Genomic DNA, 23,956 nt, shown 5'->3' on the forward strand with positions numbered 1-23,956 from the left:
TTCTTATCCGAAAAATGCTTCAACTTTTCGGGAACACGCTAAAGTTCAATCAAGTTTCAGTGGTGCCATGACATCTGAACGCCTGTTCGATGAAGCTACCAATGCTTCCTCGCCTTCTTCTTCCGATCAACAGACCGATCATGCCATATCCGCAGCCGAAGCCGCCGCCTCTGCCTGGGAAGCAGCGCATCGCTCTGCCCAAGCGGCCAATGCAGCGTCAGAAGCCGCCATCACAGCGGCAGAAGCAGCCAGGCGCGCCGTCGACAGCATTGATGTCAGGCTCGCCCAACAGGCAGCAGATGATGCCATGCAAGCGGCCAGCCTCGCCAGCCGGGCAGCAGAAATTGCCAGCAATGCCGCCAAGGACAGCAAAGACAGATCCAGCACTCCCAAAACCACACAGACCAAAGATATCGCGGTCACAGATGAGATACGCGATGGCACAAACGAGGCCAATCCCCGCCAGACACAAGCCTTTCGCCCCTTACGCTTCACCGGCACCCTGAAAAGCTATTATGCACTCTGGCTGAAGGGCACCCTCTTCACCTTGCTCAGCCTTGGCCTCTATGGCCCATGGGCCCATGTGCAGCAGCGGCGCTATCTCTTTGGCCACACTCAGTTGGGCGGCACGGGGTTCGACTATCACGGCAAGGGCAAGGATCTGTTCAAGCTGTTGCTTGGCGGGCTGATCCTGTTTGCGCTGGTCAATGGCGGCTATCGCTATCTTATCAGCCCGGATCTGAAGCCCGGCGCTGGTGTGGCTGCCAGTCTGCTTCTGACCGCCTGTGCGCTGGCTTTGGTTGGCTTTGCCATGCGCTATCGCGCCCGCAACAGCAGCTGGCATGGCATTCGCGCCCGCTGGGCAGGCTCAAGCTGGGGCATGATCCGCCATGTACTTGGCGGCCAATTGCTGACCCTTTTCACCCTTGGCCTCGCCTATCCGCTGGTTGTGCAAGTGATGACCAAATGGCAGCTGAAGCAGGTGCGCATTGGCGACAATGAACTGACGCCAGATATCTCGTTGAAAGGCTTCTGGACCCTTTGCGCCCCATGGATGTTTGCGCCCATCTTACTGGCCTTTGCCCTGCCTGTTGCCATGGGTGGCGATAGCTTGCTGGTGCTTTATCTGGACCCGAAGGTCGAGATCATCCCCCAGACAGCCATCATCGCCTCCACGCTTTTATGGTTCCTCTTCCTGCCGCGTTTTTGGGCTTTTGCCGGCCTTGCCGTGCTGGCAGGCTCGCTGTCGTTCATCTTGTCAAACAACACTCTACTGATGCTGACCATGACGACCAGCCTGACCTTTGGCTTCTATCTTTGCTACAGCATGGCCCGGCTAAGCATGCTGCATCTGGTCTTGTGCAATCTCAGCCTCAAGGATCATGTGCAATTCAGCTCCAGCTTGCGCATCCCATCGCTCTTTGCACTGGCGGCCACAAACCTGCTGGCCATCCTCGCCAGCCTTGGCCTCGCCACCCCATGGGCCGAACTGCGCCTGCAGCACTATCTCTGCAACAATATCCATTACAAACAAACCGGCCCGCTGGATGATCTGTTCTCTGGCCAGGAAAAAAGCGAAATGGCATGAACAAGCAGGATAAGAGCAGTAAAAAAGCGATCAACATACATGCCGAGGACTGCTTCATAAAGGCGGACAAGCTGATAGACGGCATCGCTGACATGTCATTGGAGCAGGCCAGCCTTGCAATCGAAAAAGCTGGCAAATGCTATGAAGATGGTCTGGCTTTGGAGCCTGAAGAAGGAGACGCTTGGTATAATTGGGGCATGGCATTGGCCGAGCTGGGAGAGCTGGCTGCGGAGCTGGACCCAACGCTCTCTCAAACCAGCCTGCAGCTAGCCATTGAGAAATACAAAAAAGCCCTCAAGGTCCGTCCTGATGATCAATATGCGCTCAATAATTTGGGCATAGCCCATGCAAAGCTGGCCGATCATTTCGAGGAAAGCGAGCGAGAAGCCCATCTGAAACACGCCATCAAGCATTACAAGGCGGCATTGGCGATCAAACCAAGCAAACGCAGAGCCCTCTATAATTGGGGTCTTGCCTTGGTCAAGCTGTCCGAATTGCAAGATCGAAACAAACAAAAAGCAAGTCTGAAGAACGCGATCAAACTCTATGCGGCGGCATACGATATCAAACCGAAAGACCCGGATATTCTGGGCAGTAAGGGCATTGCATATTACGACCTTGCAGACATGTATGAAGGCAAGAAACGGCAGGGTTATCTGCAAAACGCCATCAAAGCTTTCAAGAAAGCATTTAAGCTCAACCCCGCTGACGATATTGCGGCACGAAACTGGGCCGATGCATTGTCAGATCTGGCAGAGTTCCATAAGTCCGACAAGCGCAAGGCTCTATTGCAAAAAGCCATTCGCAAATATGACACAGCCCTGAGGCTCGACCCATCGGATCATGAGGGCTTTTTCAATTGGGCGCGGGTGCTGGACAAACTTGCCGACATGAAAAAGGGCAAAAAGCGCATCAAAGCCCTGTATGCCGTGATGGAAAAATACAAGCACGCCATCGAGGTCAAACTCGATTATTCCCAAGCCATCTGCAATCTCGGCGCAACATTGGGCGAGCTGTCCGATCTGCAAAAAGGCGACGAGCGCAAGGCAAACCAAAAAGCCGCAATCCGGCATTTCAAACATGCCTTGCAAATTGCCCCTGACGACGACAAAGCCATGTTCAACTGGGGCCATGCCTTAAACAAGCTCGCCTATCTGAACGAGGGAACCAAGCGCAAAAAGCTGCTGGAAAAGGCCATCGAAAAGTTAGAAGCAACTCTTGCCATCAATCCAAATCACGGCGCCAGCGAAGATCTGTCCGAAGCCCTGAAAGATCTGGCCAGCATGAAAGTAACTCAGCAACAGTCTGGTCATTAGTGCCCGATTTAAAAGTCTCTGAATGAGACTTTTAGGCTGCATGTCCAGCCCTCTCCCCCTCCCAAACCGCCCACGAGGGTACCATGACGGGTGGCTTGGGAGGGGGAGAGGGCTTGGCTCAGGACTTTTAAATCAGACTCTTAGAGAACATCACACACAAAACCGCACGCACGCCCAACCCCTGCGCCGCTCTGCCATCTGGACAGAGAAGATTGCATTGGATAGATCTTTGCCATCTTAAATGATTATCTTGCTGCTTCCCCTCCCCCAACCAACCGAGCAGAAAAGCAAGAATACCGAGTTGCCCTTGGAGCAAGCCAGCCTGACCATGCAAAAGTCATATCGACAGCATTGCAGCCCGGCTTAAATCGACGCTGTCATGTGCCATAGATGCTGCAGGCCTCTTCTTCCAGACGCACGACCTTGTCCTTGTGTCTTTTGCGGAATTGATTGGGTGATAGTCCATGCCATCTCTTGAAGGCACGAATAAAGGAATTGGGCTCTTCAAAGCCCAGCATGAAACCGATTTCCGCTACCGACATGGTGTCACTGGATAGATATTGGATAGACAAGTCATATCGAATTTCATTCAGCAATTTTGTGAAGTTGGTGCCTTCCTCTCTCAGCCGACGTTCAAATGTTCTTTGGCTCATTGTCAGATTTTGCGCAATACGTGCTGCTGTTATCTGTCCTGATGGTAGCAAGCGAGAAATGTGCTGTGCAGCTCTTTCCGAAAACTGGCTCTCTCCCAATGTGGTGTCCAGTCTGCGTTCAGCTTCCTTATCATAGGCAAAGCCCATGAAGCCGCCATCGGTCAGAAGCGGCAATTTCGATGTTGCCTTGTCCAGCTCCAATATGTTTTCGGAGCCAATTTCAATCTTGCAGCCTATTTTCTCCTCGGCCTGTTCATGCAAGGGGATCGGGGACGACAAGATCACGCGCTGGGGCTTTATATTCTGCAAGCTATAATTTCGACCGATCAATATGATCCAGAGAAATGACAGAATGCCTGACAGTCCATTGATGGGGAAAAAGGGGTCCAGCTCAAAGATATGAAGTTGGCAATTCTTTTTCGTCAGTCTCAAGTCCCAATTGACCGGCTGAATGGTTGCCTTGATCTTTGCCAGGCGTTGCAACCCTTCTTCTATGTTGGCGCTTGCAGCGAAGGAATACATGGTCGCACCGTAAGGCACACTTGAAAAGCCCTCGGCCAGTTTGAGATAGAAATCTTCTTTTCCATATTCGGTGATCAGAGCATAGAAAGCGGCTGCACATTGTTTGGCTGTGAGGGTGAGTTGTTTCACACGATCTGGTTCACAGGCTATTCCTGCTTTCTTGAAAACCACCTCCAACTCGACACCCAAAATGGCGCAACAAACCATGATTTCGTGTCCGGTCTGATATCTTCTTCTACTCATCTTTGATTGGTCCATCCTGCAAATTCGCCCCCTTTTTCGATTAGCATAAAGTATGGCTCATGAAACAGCCATCAAAGGCTGTTTGGCGAGATTTGATTGGTTTTTGGCGCATCGAGATGTGTTCATCATGCCGATTTCCATCCATTTTCGATTCCACAATTCTTATCGAGAATCACAGCTAAATCATGATGTTACGGCAAGTTTCCTCGCTGTTTGCATCCGTATTTTTACGACCAGAGTATGGCGCAGTCTTCATTTTGCGGGCTAAGCGAACGGCTTTGTTCCGTGGTGCCAAATACTCCAGTGCGGGATGCCTTGGGCGAACCTGACGACATGATGGCTGATCAGGAAATGCGGGTTGATCATGTCAGAATTTGCCGATTGGTTCAGATCTTCGGGTCGGGCCTACCTCTCCTTTCATAAAGCTTTGTCTGATGCAGCAGCGTACGGTTTTGCGCGGCGCAGCACAGGCTCGAAATTGACAAAATGGCCCTTTTGGCATGGGCACATGCAGGTTTCCATGAAGATGTTAAGGGCCATGTTGCTGCCCCTCGTTGCCGCAGGCGTAATTGCGATCAGTGCCCAAAGTGCCATCGCTTTTGGTGGGGGGAGTCCGTATAGCGAGGTCAAGCCAATTGGTGATCGTGGTTGTGAGGTTCAGATTGATTATTCACCCAGCGGTAACGCTCGAGTTGCGCTGCAAGCAGGATTCGATGACAAAATTGCTGGCAGTAGTGTTTATTCCGGTGGAAGTAGAACTTATTTTTTTTCAGGCGCAATGACTTCTGCTGATATTAACAGTTGCTTCACTGGCCCAGTGACTGGCGTGTCAATTCCTAATCCGACCGCAAATCTTTTTGCGGGTGCTGACTATCTTGGCTTCAAATATACCTTTGGAGGGGTTGATTATGAATATGCAATCAAGGGAGCTACTGATACCGAAGTAGTTGCTGGTCCGATATCCTCCCCACAGCCGGCCGAGGGCCCGACGGTGCAGATTGATGCGCCGGAAAGCCATAATGGCGAAGATTTTTCGGTCATAGTCAGATTCTCAGAGCCTGTGACTGCTCTTCGTCCTGAAGATGTCACCGTCATGAATGGGGAGGTTCTGGATATGGAACCGACAAATTCAGTTGAATATGGTGCTAGCATACGTCCATCCGGTGATGGGGATGTGACCATTGATATCGCGGCTGGTGTTACTCAAAGTGAATCAGGGGATGTAGACAATCAGGCGGCAACCCGGGTCGTTGTGCGTGGCAGTTCAAATGAGGCAACGGTCCAGAAAATCCAGTCCTTCATTCAGAACCGTGCCACCCATGTCCTGAACCATCAGCCGTCTCTGTCCGGTTTTATTGACGGGTTCAATCTTGCCGGTGGCGGCCCTCTGGGGAATTTGGGATTGTCTGCCAATGCAGATCGTATGGATCTTGCTTTCTCCTCCTCCTTGTCACGCATTCAGGCCGCCAGACAGGCCGCAGAAGCCGGCCATGACAATGGGCTTGCAGCCATTGATCAGTCTGTGGAAGCCGCGCATGCTTCATCCTATGCAGCGCCAGAGGCGGCCAATCGTGCCAATGCGGGGTTGGATAACATCGATGCTCTCGACAACAGCAAAGATTATGGCATACCCCAGAACCGCTTTGATGTCTGGACACAGCTTTATGCCTCTCGTGCCAAGCTCAATCAGTCCAGGGCAGATACGATTGTTGCCTATCTTGGTGCGCATTATTTTGTCAATCCGAACCTGATTGTCGGAGCGATGGCACAATATGATTCCGTCTCCGAGAAAAATGGATCAAGCTCCGTTGACGGGACGGGCTGGATGGCCGGACCCTATATTGCCGGTCGTCTTCCCGGTCACAGCCTGCTTTATGAAGCCCGCATTGCCTGGGGCCAATCCAATAACAAGATCTCTCCGACCGGCACCTACAAGGATCGCTTCGATACCACCCGCTGGATTGCCACCGGTCAAATAGAGGGTGATATCCTTTTGAGCAGTCTTGATCAGATGACCCGTGTTGCCTTCAATCCATTTTTGCGGGCTACCTATTTCGAAGAGAAGCAGGACAGCTATATCGACAGCAATGGCTCTCGCGTCGAGGGGCAGACCTATAGCGTCGGGGAAATCCGCTTTGGTCCCAAATTCACGCTGGTCACGGAACTGGACAATGGTGTGCGCCTGACGCCTTTCGTATCGGCATCGGGCTTGTGGGACTTCAAGATGTCCGGCAATGACAGCTCTCAGAATTCCGCCTTGAAAGAGGGCAGCTTGAGAGCCCGTCTGGATGCAGGTCTCGGTATCAAGACGGCCAATGACTGGCTGTTCAACATGTCATCCTTCCATGATGGCATTGGTGTCGACAAATATCAGGCCTATGGCGGCAAGGTTCGCCTGACCATCCCGTTGAATTGATATTTTGATTTCCTGGGGGACGTGGAGCAGGCAAGGTGACTGGGATCTTTCCCACCACCTTGCCTGCATTTTTATACGGAAAGGATTTTGAGCTTCTTATCCAAGAGATGCAACTCTTTGGACTGTGCAGCATTCCTTTATTGTCAGACAGGACCTTGTGATCTCCAAAGCATGCAATCGTAAGATTGAACTGTTCGTTGTCATCAGCCCACGCTATCCGTCTCTCTCAATCGCTTGGCATAATCGGCTGGGGAGCAGCCGACGATGCGTTTGAAGGCGTTGATGAAGTGGGATTGGTCGAAATAGCCAAGCTGCAAGGCAAGGTCCGAGAAAGTCTCCTCACCGCTTGCGCAATTGGCAAGGGCGTTATGGATGCGAAAGCGCTCGATCACCGCTTTGGGCGTCATGCCAAGATGGGCTTCGAATTGCCGTTGCAACGTCCGCTCGGTAAGGCTGAATTCTGTCGCCAGATCAGCCACACGAAACAGATCCCCATGCGCCTCGATGAAGGCGGTCATCTGGTTCACACGCCGGGCAACATCGGATACCGGCTTTGCCACATCGCACAAATTGCGCAAACTGGCGGCGATATCCTCCCTCGTAGGCAGTCTCCCATTCACACCTTCCAAAGGCTGCAAGATGTCTGGCGCAAGGAAGCTGGTTGCGGGGGCAAAGCCATCAGTCAGTTCCACCGCTGGACCGTCATGAAAGGCCCCTTGAAAAGCGGATTTGAAGCGAAAGCCAACCACCCAGCCGGAGCCTTGCAAGGGATATTCAAAATAGCTGCGCGTACAGCCAAACAATGCCGAGCCCCGACACTGGTCCACCACCAGATTGAACAGCGGAAACGGCACCGTGCGCTGCATATGCTGTTGCCCGTCCGGCATATCCCAAGCCACCATCCAGACATGCTCCAGCCATGGCACAAGATCGGGCTGAGAGGGCACAAACTGCCTGATGGACAGATGTTTGCGGGTTGGATCATCCACCACCACGCCACGTGTGATGGGCAGTTCCCGTTCAACCAATGTGATTTTGTCGGCTTTTTCCAAGAGCCCCTCCCGGCCACGCGCTACGGTGCCGCAAAGCAAATGAAGAGGCCCCGATGATCCGTCTATACCATTGCCCACAAACCCGTTCCACCCGCATTCTCTGGCTGCTGGAAGAGCTCGGCGCCCGCGATCAGGTCCAGCTGGAACTGGTCTCCATCCGCCCCGGCCAATCCGCGCCGAAAAGTCCCCACACCGAGGGCAAAGTCCCGCTGCTGGAGCATGATGGCGTGATGATCCGAGAGTCCGGTGCCATTGTGCAATATCTCAATGATCTCTTCCCCGATGCTGGCCTTGCACCCGGCATCAGCGATAAGGAGCGCGGGGCTTACTTAAGCTGGCTGCATTATTATGGCGGCGTGATCGAGCCGGTGCTGACCATGCATATGTCGTCCATGGAGCCAGATAAGCTTTTCACTTCCACCTTCCGTGGCTTTGAAGAGATGGAAGCTTGCCTCAATGATCAACTCAGCAAACATCCTTTCCTGCTGGGCGATCATTTCTCGGCAGCCGATATCCTCATCGCCGCCCCCTTCATCTGGTTCCCCGTCATGGCCCCGAAGGCTGGGGCCATACAAAGCTGGCTCCAGCGCTGCGCCACCCGTCCGGCCTTTGCCAAGGTGACCGAGGAAGACACAGAATTCCAGACAAAAATGAAGAATCTGGCTCATTGAGCAGACGAATTATCGCCGACAATTCAGATGGATACCGGATCACGAAGCGCATCATGTAACAATCCATAGTCTTTTGCAGGGTGCGACAAAATGGCACAAATTGATCACACGTGTGAGGGGAAATGTCGACAAAACAATATCTTGAATTGCGAACATACAAAACCACCTTCTCTTTTGGACAAGTTTTGGTAAGTCCTTGTTAACTTAACGAGAGCACAGAATGGGGGTGTATATAACACCCTACCCCTGAGACGGATCAGTCTCACTTTCAATTAAGGCTCTTTAAAAAATGTCGCATAACTCGATGAGCGTGGACACGCGGGCAAGCATCGATGGCGCGCACAAAAACGCCAAAGATCTCACTAGTTCCAAATCTTCTTCTCTCTTTTCCAAATTAAAGATAGGCCCCAGAATTTACACGGGTTTTGGACTTGTCCTGACCACAATGGTCGGCCTTGGTTTCTTTTCCATCATGGAGCTGAGAAACCTGGATGACAGTTTTCTGAAATATGAAGACATGGCGGGTGACTCCCGCCTGGTTTCCGCTATCCAGCGTTCAGTCGTTGAAACACAACTGGCCGCACGGGAGTTTCTGGCAACCTCTGATACTAAGGAAAAATCCCTATTCGAAACAAACTTTGCAAAGCTGGATGCATTGGCAAAGCAAGCCAAAGGTGAAATCTTCAAACCCGAACGGGTGGAACTTCTAAGCCGCGTTTCCAGACAAATGAATGACTATGGTAAGGGTTTCTCGGAAATAGCTACCCTTCTTGATCGGCGTAATGAATTGCTCTACTCGGATCTGTCGGTCTCCGGCATGGATATCCGCATTTGGCTCACCCAGATCCGCGAAGGCGCCTTTGACGCCAATGATTATGAATCCGCCAGTCTTGCTGGCGTGGCTCAGGAGCATTTGCTGCTTGCTCGTCTGTATGTAATGAAATTTCTCGACGACAACAGCAAGGAAAGCATGGATCGGGCCAATCAGGAGCTGGCCGCCCTGGGTCAGAAACTGACCGATCTCGGAGCCAGCCTGGAAAATCCGTCACGCCGGGCCCTTTTGGCAAAAGTCCAGAAATCCGCACCCAAATATCAAGCATCTTTCAACGAACTGACAGAAATCATCTTCAGACGCAACAAGATCCGCAAAACCATTCTGGACAATGGCGCGACGCAGATGATGGCAAATACCAATGCCATCGAAGCCTCTGCCCAAAAAGACGAGAAAATTCTTCTGCAAGATGTAAGCGATACATTGCTTGATGCTGAAAATGCCATGATGATTGTCGGTGCACTGGCTGTTCTGTTCGGCCTGATTGCAGCCTTTGTCATTTCTCGCGGCATCACCAGGCCGGTTCTCGATCTGACCAGCGTCATGGACAAACTTGCACGCAATGACTTTACCATTCATGTGCCGGGCAAAAACCGTGGAGATGAATTGGGCCAGATGGCTGGGGCCGTTGAGGTCTTCAAGCAGAATGGCATTCGCGCCCGCGAGCTGGAGGCCGAGCAGGCCACTGCCAAACAGCGCGCAGAAGAAGAAAAACATGCCATGATGCTGCAAATGGCCGACGATTTTGACAGCCATGTCGGCGGCATCGTGAATGCGGTCTCCTCTGCATCGACCGAATTGAGCACCACCGCCAGAAGCATGGCAGACGTCTCCGAGGAAACCTCCTCTCAGGCCACAGCAGCCTCTGCTGCATCCGAGCAAACCTCTTCCAATGTGCAGACGGTTGCCACGGCCACCGAGGAAATGACCTCGACCATAGCCGAGATCAGCCAGCAGGTGGTACAGGCATCGCAATCGGCAAGAGATGCCGTGACCAAGGTGGATGAGACCAACGGCCAGATGCAATTGCTGGCGGAAACAGCCAACAAGATCGGCGAGGTGGTCGAGATGATCTCCACCATCGCAGAGCAGACCAATCTGCTCGCCCTGAACGCAACCATTGAATCAGCACGCGCCGGAGAAGCCGGCAAGGGCTTTGCCGTGGTCGCCGGAGAAGTCAAGGATCTGGCAGGCCAAACCGCCAAGGCAACCGACGAGATTGCGCAGCAAATCACCGGCATTCAAAACGCCACCCAGCAAGCGACCCTTTCCATGGAACAGGTCAGCCATGTGATCCAGCAGGTGGATGAAATCTCCTCGGCCATTGCAGCGGCCATGGAAGAGCAAAATGCAGCCACCCATGAAATTGCCGACAGCATTCATCAGGCAGCAGAGGGCACGCAAGTGGTGAATGACAATGTCAGGGCGGTCTCGGACGCATCCCAGGAAGCAGGCGCCGCGTCAGCCCAGGTCCAATCAGCTGCGGGCGAACTCGCCCAACAGGCCTCCATCCTGAAAGACGAAGTCGGCAAATTCATTCAACAGGTCAGAGCAAGCTGATATCGATTAGGTCCCACCCAGCGGATAGATCATGTTATGACTATCTGCCGGGTGGCCATACCTGTCTGTTGAATGAAAACCATATGGCCACGTTTTCCTTTGAACCCGGAACGCACAATCTTACTATCCACTTGTCACAAAGAAAAAGATGCTGAGCCCTTCAACGATCAAACGATTATCCTCTGTGGACCCTCTCTCGGATTATCAATCCAGCAAGAACGAGCTGCTCGGCAGCAAGTCCATCACCATTGAGCAGCAGAAAACGGATAGCTGGTCCCTGTCTCACAGCATTGAAGACGGTATCGAGCGGGTCGTGGTCAAACCATCCATACCATCCAAACGTCCGGCTCTGGTCATGCAACATGGCATGTGGCATAGCGCTTCCTGCTGGCGGGATTGGCAAATTTGGCTTGCCGAATGTGGCTGGGAAAGTCATGCCCATTCGCTGCCCGGCCATGGCCGTTCTCCAGAGCAAAGGACCGTACCAGAGTGCTCATTGGCCTATTATCTTCGTTTTCTGGCAGATGAGATCCAGCGCCATGACACGCCACCAATCCTGATGGGTCACAGCATGGGTGGCGCACTGACCCAATGGTATCTGAAATATGTCGGCCCACTCCCGGCCATGGTGCTGGTCGCATCCTGGACGTCTCATGACATCCTCAAGGACAGCCTTTGGAATGCCATGAAGATTGATCCGTTGGGCACATGTCTCTCACCCTTTCTCGGCTGGCGCTTTCAGTTTCGAAATGATCAGGCCGTTCGCAAATGGTTCTTCACCAAGGGCAATGATGAGGCTGCACAAAAGCTGAGACCCGAGCTTGGCCCGGAATCCGAGATCGTCTTGATGCAACATCGCGCCCCTATCTGGACACCCCCAGCCGCAGGACAAATGCCCATGCTCTGGCTTGGCGCAGAAGAGGACGCCATCATCCCCGACGCAGCATCTCGCCGCGCGGCCAACCATTATGGCGCCGACTATCTATCCATTCCCGATGCTGGCCATGATCTGATGCTGGAACGAAATGCCAAGCAAAGCGCCCTACAGATCGACGCATGGCTAAAGGAAGCGCTCGATCTGTAGCCTCACCCCCTCACTGACCTCAGCCCAAGAGAGGCCGTCCGCCTTCATAACCAGTCATCAATTGCAGTCTCGCTCAGAGACTGCGCGTTTTTTCTCCAATCGGCGCAACCAGTCATCAAGATCTTCCCGATGCGCATTGGCTTGCTCAATTTTGCCCCAAATCATGTCGGGGTCGCCGCCCAACCGTATATGGGTGTCCATAAGCTGTCGTAGCAAACTACGATCTCCTAATGGCACTTTTCCATCAAGGATCATCTGCTCCAGCTCCGGCAAAAACTGCGTGGCTGCCTCTCCAGCCTTGCAAAGCCCACGAAGCGCTCGCCAATAGCGATCCCAATCTACATCGTCTTCACTATTGATCACTCCCGTTTGAATGATGGCCCGAAACTGCTCAATCAACAGCGTGCGCCCCGGCTCTCCAAACTCAGGAAGCCTATGCAAAAACCCTCGCATTTTCGCACGCATTTCAGGATCGGATAGCCATCTTTCAATCACATCAAAATTTGGTTGAAGAGCATAATCAGGAGAACGGCTGAGAAACCAGTGAGCAGAACTGAGCGATGTTCCCTCTTCTTCAAACGCCATATTGATTCTCCGCTCATTCCAGTTGTCCAAACGCTCAAACACATGCTGGACCATGAGAGCGAGCCGCTCTTCATCTCCACTCTTTGCCAGCATCCTTTTGATATCATCCAGACCGGCAGGCAACGGGAAATGTGGGCTGGCAAGAATAGCCAACATGTGCTCAATCCGCTTCTCATCAAAGCCTTCAGGTGCACCTCGAACTCTTGTATTGAGTTTCAGATTAATCATCGACCATTCAGCAATTGATGGCTTTCGATTTTCCGAAAGGATCTGATCAATCTGACGGTTCATGATGTCATAAGGTGTCTCGCCGGTCGCAGGCAGGGAAAATTGCAGGACTTCATCCAGAAAACGCGACCAAACCTTGTCATTCAGCCTGCCATGGCCTTCCCCAAGCAGTTCGGAACCACGCAACCAGCCAGCGCTCTCCTTACGGCCCCGCTCCATCGCACCAGGTGAGATGAACAATATAGGGAACATTTTTTCATAGGATCCGCCTGTCCAGCGATAGATCTCCTTCAGCTTGCGACCGTTTTCATCAGGTTGGTGCACGCGAATATGTGACCATCGAGCACCCAAAAAATCGAGACTGAAGCGGCTGCCTTCTGCAGAAGAATACCCCTTACCTTTGGAGACGATCAGATCCGCATCTTCCAGATCCACCTCATCCGTCTTCACCAGACACTGCCCCAAGCTGGCTCGCAACCTCAACTCTTCAATCAGCTTGACGGTTTGCCCTTTGCTATCCTTGCCTAATTTTGGAGACGCGACAAAGTTGCGTTGCAAATTCTTTGGTAAAACACAGTTTTCCTGCTCAACCAGTCGATATTGCGCACCATCCTGATAAGACAAGACATCACCCAGAAGATCATCATCTGACGCCTCGATCATCAAAACCCGCTCAGCTGCCCCGCTCAAAAGCGCATAAACACAAAAACCATTGCATTCGGTCGGATCATAACGACTTTTACGCAGAGCAATCGTCTTCACCTTAACCGGGTGGGTGATGTCATCATGGTCACCCGCAATCAATTGACGGGCTTTTTCTTCGATCTTTGGATTGCTGACATAGGGCGGAATGGCCAACAGACCAATCCCCACACCCAAACTGAGAGAAATGCTGATCCATCTCTTGTCGGTGCGCTGGCTGAAAAGCTTATGCAAAGCCCAGAGCAAAAACAGATAGAGCAGAAGGGTTGGTGCCAAAAGCAGAAACAGACCAACCGGTGTCCCTACAATGGTCAAAACCAATGCCCATGCAAAGCCCGGCATTATAAAGGTAATAATGGTAGAGATTACCAAGGCCACGACAAATATCTTGAACCATGGGCGGGATTTCTTTCCTCGCCCACGCCCCTCAGAAGGCGTGAGTGGCATTCCACTTTCACTCATGACTGTCTCAATCACATATCTGAAACTGACAAGGGCGGAAAGCGAACCTCCTATCCCTTGTTTTCTTGCCAGTCAGACTGCACTGCAAGTGTGAATCAAACACTGCAATCAGCACTTGAAGCAAATACGCCAACAACCAAATGAAATCATCCTAACCAAATGGTTTCTACTTCCCCTGTTTCATCTTCGATCAGATGAATATCACCCCTCGCTGATCTCAGCCCAGGACAGGCCGAATTTCTCCAGATATTTGCGCAAGCGGTCCGCATCATTTTTGCTTTTGCGGCTCTCACGAGAGGCGGCAAAGAGGCTGCGGCCTGCGGCGCTGAGGCTGGGGCTTTGCTGGCAGGTGCGAATGACATAGGCAAGCTGCACCCGGTCGAACGGGTCCAGCAGCTTCGCCTCCTCCCCCAGAACAGAACTCAAAAGCTCTGCATCCGGATCTTGCCTGGCACTTTCCCAATGAGCTTGCAGGGTCTCGATCTCCTGCTCGACAGCGGCCAGCGTGATGCGGGCGCGCGGGGCCAGCGTGCAAAGCCGCTGCATGGAGGCCCCAAGATCGCGAAAATTGCCCGGCCACAGCGTGGCAGGCGATGTGGCAAAGCGCAAGTAACGGGCATAGGCATCGGCATTGAAGCCAAAGCGGGTGCCAAGCAAGGTCTCGCAGCGGTTCAACTCATATTCGATATTGGGTTCGATATCCTCTCGTCGCTCGGCCAGAGATGGCAGTGCAAAGGTCCATAAATTCAGCCGCGCATAAAGATCAGGGCGGAATTTACCCTTGGCCACCAGCGCCCCCAAATTCTGGTTGGTGCCAGCGATCAGCTGAAAGCGGCTGGTGATTTCATGGTCCGAGCCAACGGGCAGAAAGCGCCCGGTCTCGACCGCATGCAAGATCATCGCCTGCTCATCCAGTCCCAGCTCGTCAATCTCGTCCAGAAACAGAACTCCGCCATCCGCCTCACGCAACAGGCCACGCCGGTCGGAATTGCCCGTGCCCACCGCCCCGCGGCGATGACCAAACAGGCTGGACATGGCCCGCTCGCCCTTCAGCGTGGCACAATTGACATGCACCATACGGCCCTTGACACGGCGACGCTGCAATTTCAGCTCATAAATCTTTTGTGCCAGTTCGCTCTTGCCCGTGCCTGTCGCCCCCATCAGCAACAGAGGCGCATCCGATTGGCTCGCCACCAGCTCTATACGCTCTATCAGGCTATTAAAGGCGGCATTGCGGGTTTCGATACCCGATTTCAAAAGCGCATTATATTCCTGCGCAATCAGATCAAAGCGCTGCTGCAAGGCATCATAGCGCCGCAAGTCCAAATCAACGATGGAATAGGAGCCGTAATCCGGATCCCCCTGTTGTAGCGGTGGCGATGTCTGCACCAGCTTGGCGGGCACATGGCGGGATTCGGCCAGCAGGAACCAGCAGATCTGGGCCACATGGGTGCCGGTGGTCAGATGCAGATAATAATCCTCGCGCTCTTCATCAAAGCCATAGCCATTGGCAAAGTCGAACAGCGCGCCATAGACCTCCTGAAAATCCCATGGGTCATTGAGATCCACCTCTTGCAGCAGAACCTCCGTCGCCGGGCTGGCCCCTTCGATATTCTCTTTCACCTTATAGGCCAAACGAGAGAATTTACGATCATGAAGCAGCTCCAGCCGATGCACCGGAAAATGCCCATGCTGCGTCACCGCCACCGATGGCCGCCATCGCCGCTTCTTCCCTGCATCCAGCTGGGTGCCCAGGAAGCCGATCACAACATTCTTTTTCAAAGACCCCTGCATGATGGTCCTTTTGCCCTCTGACTTTGTCAATGTTCGCTTCCGGTTCTCGTCCTTTGAGCGAATTCTTGTCCGAAAAGTCTGCAACTTTTCGGAAACGCGCTTAAGCCCTGCCTATGTTCCGATCCTCAGCTTCACATTTCCGCGTCAGATCACAAAAACCCTCATAATGCAGAGGCCTTTTTCATGAAATTCACTCAAACGATATGAATTTATAAAAGACGATATATTTTTATCATAAATTTTGCCACCTCTTTTTGCATTTTTACTTATACATCAAACAAATCAATATCTTAGTAATTTTTCACTTTTCTATTTTTCGGGCACGCTTCCTGCAGCATTCTTAGTTCATCGAAATTGAGCATAACCAAATAATTTTCCTCTCACGGCAATTCGACGCATCCGCGTCGGCCTGCGAGGGCACGTTCAAGTTGGCAGGAGACACATTATGGCAGTTCTTTTCAGATGGCTGGATCACTCAGAAAACTACTCCATTTGCCTGGATGACGCCGAATTTGACAGCGTTGCTCCTGCATTCGATGTACTGAGGGAAAAAACCGGTGTGTACATAGACCCATACGGATACAGCAGATTAAGTCCTGATCATGCCGCTATTGTTCTGGCAAATTTCAAGGCAGACACTCCTTTGTCAGAAATGCTGAAAACCTGCATCTCCGAAGATAAATGGATCTTCGTGGAAGGGGATTAGGCACATTCAAGGAAAGAGTTTCGCGTAGTAGGACCTATTGCCTCATCAATCCCACAAGGAAAAAGAACCCAGAAAAGGAAATCCTTCCTTTTCTGACGGCCGATAGGCAAGCGCGAAGCGCCCCTCGGAGGCCCAAGCGAAGCTTGGATTAGCCGTGAGAGAAAGAGAAAGGGTCAAACCGATGGCACATAAATCTTTGTTCGCGTCATTCAAAGGACGCTTCTCAAACAAGACCGTCAGCCACAATCTGGCTGGAGGCCGGGCCTATGAATATGACGACCGGCACAAGCTGGCACAATTGGCCGTAACCGGCACGATTGGTGATCTGCATTATCAGAATGCCGAGCAGGAATTGCAGGCAGTGCTGACAGCTGCAAGCAAGGTCAGCGATGACTTTCTGGCAAAGACAGCCATCTATGCCCGCCAAAACGGCAAGATGAAAGACATGCCCGCTTTGCTGCTGGCCGTGCTGGCATCTCGCGATCCGGTTCTGCTCTCTCGCGCCTTTGGCGAGGTGGTGACCAACGGCAAAATGCTGCGCAATTTCGTGCAGATCATGCGCTCTGGCCAGACCGGGCGAAAGTCTCTTGGCACACGGCCAAAGGCTTTGGTGCAGGCATGGCTGAACAGCGCCAGCGATTATCAGCTGCTGCAGGCGAGCGTTGGCCAGTCTCCATCTCTGGCTGATGTGATCAAGATGGTGCATCCAAAGCCACGCAATGCAGAGCGTGAAGCCCTGTATCGCTGGCTGATCGGCAAACCATGTGCAGCAGAAAATCTGCCAGAACAGGTGCGTGATTATGTAGCCTATAAGGAAGATCCAAAAGGCCGCATGGTGCCCGATGTTCCCTTTCAGATGCTGACCAGCTTGCCGCTGTCAGCAAAGGATTGGGCCACAATCGCCCGGCGCGGAAGCTGGAACATGATCCGCATGAACCTGAACACCTTCTTGCGCCATGGTGCCTTTGAAGATGAGCAGGTGGTTGCAGATGTCGCAAGGATAGTGAGTGATGAAACACGCGTGAGAAAAGCCAATGCCTTTCCTTACCAGTTGATGACGACCTATCAGGCGCTGTCCATGCAAATGCCTCGGCAAATCCGCGAGGCCTTGCATGACGCCATGGAGATTGCGGTTTCCAATGTGCCTGCCTTTGACGGCAAAGTCGTGGTCTGTCCCGATGTCTCGGGCTCCATGACCTGGCCCGTCACCGGCACACGCGGCACGGCAACCACGTCCACGCGCTTTGTCGATATCGCGGCCTTGGTGAGCGCAGCGGTCTTGCGCCAGAACAAATCGGCAGAAATCTTGCCGTTTGAGTTCGATGTGCGAGAGGTTTCATTGGAACCACGGGATAGCATCCTGACCAATGCACGAAGGCTGGCCGAGCTGGCCGGAGGAGGCACAAACTGCTCTGCACCATTGGCTTGGCTGAACAAAAGGCAGAAGGCACCGGATCTGGTCATCATGGTCTCGGACAACCAGTCCTGGGTCGACCAGAGCTGGGGATCGAACAACAAGACAAACATGATGGCCGAATGGGAGAAGCTCAAGAAGCGGAACCCGAAGGCGAAACTGGTCTGCATCGACATTGCCCCTTACGGGACAAGCCAGGCCAAATCCCGCCCGGACGTCTTGAATATAGGGGGCTTCTCTGATGCCGTCTTCGAACAGATCGCTGCTTTTGCAGAGGACAGATCAAGCGCCGAATATGTGGTCGGCGAAATTGAAAGGATAGAATTGCGTTAGACTAAGCAAGAAAGTAAGCAGGCGAATGCTGAAGGAATTACATTGCCGCCACCAAACCGGATGTTCAGTGGGTTCAACTCCCCTCTAGGCGTGCGTTCAAAAGTCTGGGCGAGCTTTGCTCCAACAGGCTTCGGCCCGAACGGGACATCCAAAACCATTCCTTCTCTCTTGTCGCCTGCCCTTCCTTGCCAAATCTGACACAGGGCGAATGCCGATGAGACTACATCGTGGACCAGGAAAGCGGAGATCAATGATCGTGGCGCGCCTGGCTTGTGTCTCATCAACACCTTGTCGCCTGATTTGAACGTTTGAAATTGGTTAGGGCGAATGCCTGCAGAACTACATCGATTGTTAACCGCCAGGTCGCGGGTTCGAATCCCGCCGCTGCAGCCACTTATGATGCAGCGTAGCTCAGAGGTAGAGCAGGAAACGTTTTGCAACAAACTTGTCGCCTTAGCTCTTTTTCTCTCACGGCTACTCGACGCTTGCGCGTCGGCCTCCGAGGGGGCGCAGTCAAGCTGCGGTCGCTTATCAGCTCCCGGCGAAAACCCATGTTTTCGCCGAATTCTTTTCCCTCGAAAGATTGGCAAGGGAAAAGGATCCGCAAAAGGAAATCCTTCCTTTTGCGACGGCCGATAGGCAAGCGCGAAGCGCCCCTCGGAGGCCCGAGCGGAAGCGAGGAATAGCCGTGAGAGAAAACACCGAGAGAAAACAAAAAATAACCCAATTGGGGATGCCGACAGGATTACAGGTAAACGCATTCTGATGAGGCCTCTTGTCAGAAGGGATCACATGAAGATGTGATCCGTGCCAGTTCAAATCTGGCCCGGAGAAATCCGGTGGCGGAATTTTCATCTTGTCATCCGTTTGCCCCAATGGAAGTCTGGCTTCTAACCTCTCACGGCCATTTGACGCTTCCGCGTCGGCCTGCGAGGGTGCGCAGTCAAGCTGCGGTCGCTTATCAGCTCCCGGCGAAAACCTATGTTTCCGCCGAATTCTTTTCTCTTGAGAAATCAGCGAGGAAAAAGAATCCAGAAGAGGAAATCCTTCCTTTTCTGACGGCCGATAGGCAAGCGCGAAGCGCCCCTCGGAGGCCCATGCGAAGCTTGGAATAGCCGTGAGAGAAAAGCCAGACTTCCGACCGATGTGAGGAAAGTAACGTGAGCGAATTTGAAACCAATACATTGACCAGTGAAGTCTTGAAAGAATGGGGCCATAAGCCCGGGAAAGCCTTTGGCGCTGCGCTTCGTGATGGGCAGACAGCCTTGGAAGAAGGGCTGGATTTGGCCGCCGTGCGCGAAAAGCTAGCGCCTTATATTCCGCCTCCTCAGCTGGAGTTGGCACCAACCGGTGCCAAGCCGTTTCATGCCAATATTGAAGCGGACGGCGAGGACGAGAAAGCCAATCTGGAATCCGTGATGCATCATATGCGCGAGCTGATGCGCACCCCGACAGTGGAAACCGGAGCCATCATGCCCGATGCCTGCCCGGCTGGCCCTTTGGGCACCATTCCAGTGGGCGGTGTGGTGGCAGCGCGCAATGCCATTCACCCCGGCATGCATAGCGCTGATATCTGCTGCTCGGTGATGATCACCATGGTCAAGGATGCCGACCCGAAAGCGGTGCTGGATGCCGCCCAGAGCGTGACCCATTTCGGCCCCGGTGGCCGCGCCAATGGCAAGCGCTTCACCATGTCCCAGAAGCTGATGGATCAGTTCCGCGAGAACAAATTCCTCAGCAATCCAAAGATCCTGCGTGCCGCGCAGGAACATCTGGGAACACAGGGCGACGGCAACCATTTCCTGTTTGTAGGCACATCGCGGGCCACAGGCCAGACGGCCATCGTCACCCATCATGGCTCTCGCGGGCCGGGCGCGCAGCTTTACAAGATCGGCATGATCCTGGCCGAGAAGGTCCGCAAGCGCCTGTCGCCGCAGACCTTGAAGCAAAATGCCTGGATCCCGGCGGATAGCGAGGATGGAAAAGCCTATTGGGAAGCCTTGCAGCTCATTCGCAAATGGACCAAGGCCAACCATAACGCCATCCATCAGGCCACTGTTGAGGCAGCAAAAGCCGATAGCGAACAGCGCTATTGGAACGAGCATAATTTCGTCTTCGAACGGGATGGTCTTTTCTATCATGGAAAAGGCGCCACCCCGGCCTGGGATGACTATGCAAGTGACGCCACCGGCCTGACGCTCATCCCGCTGAACATGGCAGAGCCTGTTCTGGTGGTACGCGGAAAAGACGCCGACCACGCCCTTGGCTTCTCGCCACATGGGGCGGGGCGGAACTATTCCCGCACCGAGCATAAGCGCCGCAATGCAGGCAAAACGCCAGAAGAGATCTTGGCGGCGGAGACAGCCGGATTGGATATCCGCTTCTTTGAAAACAAGATCGACATCTCGGAACTGCCTTCCAGCTACAAGAAGGCAGACGCAGTGGTCGCCCAGATCGAGAAATTCGGCCTCGCCGAAATCGAAGATTACATCGACCCCTATGGCTGCATCATGGCTGGCGAGATGGAACCCTTCTGGAAGCGAAAGAAGAAAGGAAGATAGGGGTATTTTTCTCCCTCACGGCTATTCCAAGCTTCGCTTGGGCCTACGGGGGTGCGCTTTGCGCTTGCCTATCGGCCGTCGCAAAAGGAAGGATTTCCTTTTGCGGATTCTTTTTCCTAGCCAACCTCTCAAGGGAAAAGAATTCGACGGAAGCATCGCGCTTCCGTCGGGAGCTGATAAGCGACCGCAGCTTGACTGCGCCCCCTCGGAGGCCCGGCCAAAGGCCGGATTAGCCGTGAGAGATAACTAAGCTCTCAAGCGCTTCTGATGCGACGGAGAAACACCGAATTGGCGTTTATATTCGCGGCTGAACTGGGCGGGGCTGTTATAGCCGACGGAATAGCTGGCCTCCAGCGCGCTCATACCGTTCAGGATATTGTCGTGGGCTTTTTTAAGCTTCACCAGCTTGATATATTGCAAGGGTGAGAGCTGAATGATGTCCTTGAATTTCTTATGCAGGCCAGAGGCACTCATGCGGGCTTCTTCAGAGAGCTGATCAACACTGATCATCTGGTCCAGATTGTCATGGATATAGGCGATGGCTTTGGAGACCAGGGCAAAGTCGCCCTTCTGTCTCAGGTGATAGCGCAAATCCCAATCTGGATAGTCTGTCAGGAAGCGATAGTAAATCTCATCAAGGATCGCATCACCAATCACCAGCGCGTCCTTTTTATTGTCCAGACAGGAGATCAACCGCGTGAAGGTTTCCATTAGATTGTCGCTCAAATCCCCAGCCAGCAAGGCGGAGATATCCAGATCGCCCGATCGCTTGGGCTCACCTTCGATCAAGCGATCCAGCTTCAGCATCATCTTGGAGAGGCGAACCGGATCTAGCACCAGCCCGCCACCCAGCAAAGGCGCTTCCTCGCTGGCCTCGATCACTTCGCAGATCACGGGCAAGGGAAGGAAAATTCCGCAGGCGGTTCCGGTCTTGAAATCGGCCACTTGCTCGCCCAGCATCAGCTTCTTGTGTCCCTGCACACAAAAGACCATCATGGGCTGATACAGCTCCTGGGCCGCGCTATGCGTCTGCGATCCACGAAACAGAACAAAGCCATCCAGATCCGTGAAATGCAATCCGTCTTCTGTGACATGGCGCTCGATCAAAGATTTGAAATTGAAAAGTTTTTCGCAATCCGAACGCATTCCGCACCTCTAATTGAAGGCAGTCACCTTATCATGAGCTTTGCCACAATCATCCGAGCAGATCCCGATTTGGAGAAATGTGCAAGCACTTTGTAGCTTTGTGTATTCATCTGCTTAAAATCCCTTTCTACCTTCCCCAAACAGTCAAAACCTTGATTCCAGCCGCCTTGACCCGCCTTCCCAAGGCTTGCACGTGAGGCAACATGGATATCAAGAAAACCTATTCCGGGGGGGACGGGAATTGACTGCCCTGCCAGTGGCCAATTCCCAATAAGCACTGCTCGCGATCAAAGTATCGCCAGCAGTGCTTAAAGGACTATTGTTTGGAAACCAATAAGGCCGAGCTTCACACCAATAGCGTTCGGCCAATATTACTCTCCGTGAGCGTTCCGCCAGATCACCAGAAAAATTACGGCCAACAGAAGAAAGACGACGGTTACGGCAAAAATATAAGCGAAATTAATAAATTCCTTCAAAGAACCATCAGGGACCAATCTGAATTCTTTGCCATTTATTTTTATCGTTGTTTTGTTCTTCCAGAAGAAAAACATTAACAACATCAATACAATAATTAGAAAAAAGTCCATAAACTGAACTCCCAGAATGTGCAACTCACGTGGAAACGAAAGAAAAAGGGAAGGCACTGAGGCAGCCTGTCATATATGAGCCAATACGAATGTCACTTTCTCCTAGGAAAATAAAAAACGATAATCACGATTGTTACAGCAGCCCAAAACTTGAAAAGAATAGCAGGGCCAAAATGGGAGAAGGTGAGCAAGGGGAATATGATCGCAGAGATCATAATGAGATAATATTCAGCGTCCGATGCATTCTTCATATATCTGGATATTTTGCTCAAAATGTCATCAAACATAGAGAACTTTGACATCACTAACGAGCCCCACGATTTGCTGCAGCCTAATCGACAACAGAAAATTGAATTTTAGATCCATCAGGTAAATTATTAATCTGATTGGCTAAATTTGCTCTGGACCGCATAGCTTCCACCGCATTGCCGAGATACAAGTTTTCCAATGCAAACTCTCCTCCTGCAACGAATGGCATTTTGGGCAGCAAGCGCTGGCCGGACAGCAAAGCTCCGTTACGCTGTTGCCATTGATTAGCAAGCGGATAGCCCGTCAACAGGTCATAATCATCAAGGATGGCCTGTGACCAGCCTTCAATATCATCGGCCAAATACTCGAACTCCGCCGTTTCAGGATCAAAGCTACATATCTTGTCGTCTTTAATACAAAACTGATTGCCGAATATGTCCTCGCCAAAGAACACACATCGCCCTAGCAATACTTCATATTCACCGCGCCACAAGCTTTCGCTATTCCATTCGTCTAGACCAATCTCGTAGCAGGTGGAATGGGAAGGAAAAACATGCAGAGCCGCTTCAAACGCATAGAACCCATTTCGCTTGGACAGCATCGCCACTAGCTCCTCCGCCAGCGAACCGGCTTGATCATATAAACCTTTGCTCAAGAAAGGCGCGGCTGAACTCATCGGATCACTAGAGTTCGACAAAAGTGTTTCCAAAGTTTGTGCCATCTTACAGACGCCCTTCCTCAGAGTTCAGATCCATGTCAAATATGAATGGCGTTTCATCACAATCCTGCAAACAACCAGTCTGTGGCATCAAATATCTGAACCCATAATATCCCGGCATGGAAAGCAGACACTTCAACCTCTCGCAAGAACCAAAGCCTCCAGCATTATTCTTCAACATGAGGTCCGAGGTTTGTTATATGAAAGTCATCACACCAGATTTCATAGCTTCTGGTGTGGCTCACCTTTTGCTGAAAATCCTCCCATTGAACAAGCAAGAACAACGGCGAACGATCACCTCTAACGACCAGAATTTCAGAAGAATTCGCCTCGAGGATGACATGATTGACGGCCAGATCATCTCTCAAGATCTTCCTCACATTCTGCGCTTCAATTCGGCACTTTGTGTTAACACCATCGATGAAGACATCAACGGCCTCTAACGTAATTCGTTTTCCATCAAGGCTGGACTCAAAACGAGTGACTTCAGCCTCGTGAAATTCATGATATTCCGTCTCACTCACGACTTTGCAT

General features: G+C 52.3%; 17 protein-coding genes. 10 read left to right on the forward strand and 7 right to left on the reverse strand.

Going from position 1 to position 23,956, the window contains the following annotated elements; all coding sequences use genetic code 11:
* Positions 1–67 precede the first annotated feature (67 nt).
* Entirely contained in the window at positions 68–1,588 is a 1,521-nt protein-coding gene (locus tag CRO57_RS12425; protein WP_097153761.1) for a YjgN family protein, read from the forward strand.
* Positions 1,585–2,904, forward strand: coding sequence for a tetratricopeptide repeat protein (locus CRO57_RS12430; protein ID WP_097153762.1), 1,320 nt, complete (start codon positions 1,585–1,587; stop codon positions 2,902–2,904). The genes CRO57_RS12425 and CRO57_RS12430 overlap by 4 nt, the downstream gene beginning before the upstream one ends.
* Before the next feature lie 377 nt (positions 2,905–3,281).
* On the opposite strand, the gene CRO57_RS12435 is transcribed toward CRO57_RS12430, so the two are convergent.
* Positions 3,282–4,322 (reverse strand): AraC family transcriptional regulator, encoded by a 1,041-nt coding sequence (locus CRO57_RS12435; RefSeq protein WP_170956075.1) that lies wholly within the window; start codon positions 4,320–4,322, stop codon positions 3,282–3,284.
* A gap of 240 nt (positions 4,323–4,562) precedes the next feature.
* On the opposite strand from CRO57_RS12435, the gene CRO57_RS24780 reads away from it, so the two are divergent.
* Both CRO57_RS24780 and CRO57_RS12445 read left to right on the forward strand, forming a co-directional pair.
* Positions 4,563–4,745, forward strand: a complete 183-nt coding sequence (locus tag CRO57_RS24780; protein WP_170956076.1) for a hypothetical protein — start codon at positions 4,563–4,565, stop codon at positions 4,743–4,745.
* 97 nt (positions 4,746–4,842) lie between these two features.
* Positions 4,843–6,738, forward strand: a complete 1,896-nt coding sequence (locus CRO57_RS12445; RefSeq protein WP_170956077.1) for an autotransporter outer membrane beta-barrel domain-containing protein — start codon at positions 4,843–4,845, stop codon at positions 6,736–6,738.
* Positions 6,739–6,941: 203 nt separating this feature from the next.
* Here CRO57_RS12445 and CRO57_RS12450 read toward each other — a convergent pair whose 3' ends face one another.
* A complete protein-coding gene (locus CRO57_RS12450) occupies positions 6,942–7,790 on the reverse strand; it encodes a helix-turn-helix domain-containing protein (protein WP_097153766.1) in 849 nt (282 codons plus the stop codon).
* Between the two features lie 53 nt (positions 7,791–7,843).
* On the opposite strand from CRO57_RS12450, the gene CRO57_RS12455 reads away from it, so the two are divergent.
* From CRO57_RS12455 to CRO57_RS12465, 3 genes are all read left to right on the forward strand, one after another.
* Positions 7,844–8,461: a glutathione S-transferase family protein gene (locus tag CRO57_RS12455; protein ID WP_097153767.1), complete on the forward strand. Its 618-nt coding sequence runs from the start codon at positions 7,844–7,846 to the stop codon at positions 8,459–8,461.
* Between the two features lie 289 nt (positions 8,462–8,750).
* Positions 8,751–10,853 (forward strand): methyl-accepting chemotaxis protein, encoded by a 2,103-nt coding sequence (locus CRO57_RS12460; protein WP_097153768.1) that lies wholly within the window; start codon positions 8,751–8,753, stop codon positions 10,851–10,853.
* 148 nt (positions 10,854–11,001) lie between these two features.
* Entirely contained in the window at positions 11,002–11,937 is a 936-nt protein-coding gene (locus tag CRO57_RS12465) for an alpha/beta hydrolase (protein ID WP_097153769.1), read from the forward strand.
* A 57-nt stretch (positions 11,938–11,994) separates the two neighbouring features.
* Here the strand turns inward: CRO57_RS12465 and CRO57_RS12470 are convergent, their stop codons facing one another.
* Together CRO57_RS12470 and rtcR are read right to left on the reverse strand one after the other, a co-directional pair.
* Complete coding sequence (locus CRO57_RS12470) at positions 11,995–13,914, reverse strand: AI-2E family transporter (RefSeq protein WP_097153770.1); 1,920 nt, start codon at positions 13,912–13,914, stop codon at positions 11,995–11,997.
* A 201-nt stretch (positions 13,915–14,115) separates the two neighbouring features.
* The gene (gene rtcR, locus CRO57_RS12475) at positions 14,116–15,708 is read right to left on the reverse strand and encodes an RNA repair transcriptional activator RtcR (protein WP_097153771.1); all 1,593 of its coding nucleotides are present in this window, start codon (positions 15,706–15,708) and stop codon (positions 14,116–14,118) included.
* A 445-nt stretch (positions 15,709–16,153) separates the two neighbouring features.
* Here rtcR and CRO57_RS12480 point away from each other — a divergent pair, with 445 nt between their 5' ends.
* The 3 genes from CRO57_RS12480 (at position 16,154) to CRO57_RS12495 (ending at position 20,722) form a co-directional block, all read left to right on the forward strand.
* The gene (locus CRO57_RS12480) at positions 16,154–16,414 is read left to right on the forward strand and encodes a hypothetical protein (protein WP_097153772.1); all 261 of its coding nucleotides are present in this window, start codon (positions 16,154–16,156) and stop codon (positions 16,412–16,414) included.
* A gap of 181 nt (positions 16,415–16,595) precedes the next feature.
* Positions 16,596–18,161 carry a vWA domain-containing protein gene (locus CRO57_RS12485; RefSeq protein WP_097153773.1) on the forward strand — a complete coding sequence of 522 codons (1,566 nt, stop codon included), beginning with the start codon at positions 16,596–16,598 and terminating at the stop codon, positions 18,159–18,161.
* A 1,160-nt stretch (positions 18,162–19,321) separates the two neighbouring features.
* Positions 19,322–20,722: an RtcB family protein gene (locus CRO57_RS12495; RefSeq protein WP_097153775.1), complete on the forward strand. Its 1,401-nt coding sequence runs from the start codon at positions 19,322–19,324 to the stop codon at positions 20,720–20,722.
* 246 nt (positions 20,723–20,968) lie between these two features.
* Here CRO57_RS12495 and CRO57_RS12500 read toward each other — a convergent pair whose 3' ends face one another.
* From CRO57_RS12500 to CRO57_RS24405, 3 genes are all read right to left on the reverse strand, one after another.
* Complete coding sequence (locus tag CRO57_RS12500; protein ID WP_097153776.1) at positions 20,969–21,868, reverse strand: AraC family transcriptional regulator; 900 nt, start codon at positions 21,866–21,868, stop codon at positions 20,969–20,971.
* A gap of 918 nt (positions 21,869–22,786) precedes the next feature.
* Complete coding sequence (locus CRO57_RS12515) at positions 22,787–23,425, reverse strand: hypothetical protein (RefSeq protein ID WP_210200853.1); 639 nt, start codon at positions 23,423–23,425, stop codon at positions 22,787–22,789.
* A 164-nt stretch (positions 23,426–23,589) separates the two neighbouring features.
* Positions 23,590–23,946: a hypothetical protein gene (locus CRO57_RS24405; RefSeq protein WP_141401242.1), complete on the reverse strand. Its 357-nt coding sequence runs from the start codon at positions 23,944–23,946 to the stop codon at positions 23,590–23,592.
* Between the last annotated feature and the right edge of the window lie 10 nt (positions 23,947–23,956).

It is taken from the genome of Cohaesibacter gelatinilyticus (assembly GCF_900215605.1).
GTDB classification, from domain to species: Bacteria; Pseudomonadota; Alphaproteobacteria; order Rhizobiales; family Cohaesibacteraceae; genus Cohaesibacter; species Cohaesibacter gelatinilyticus.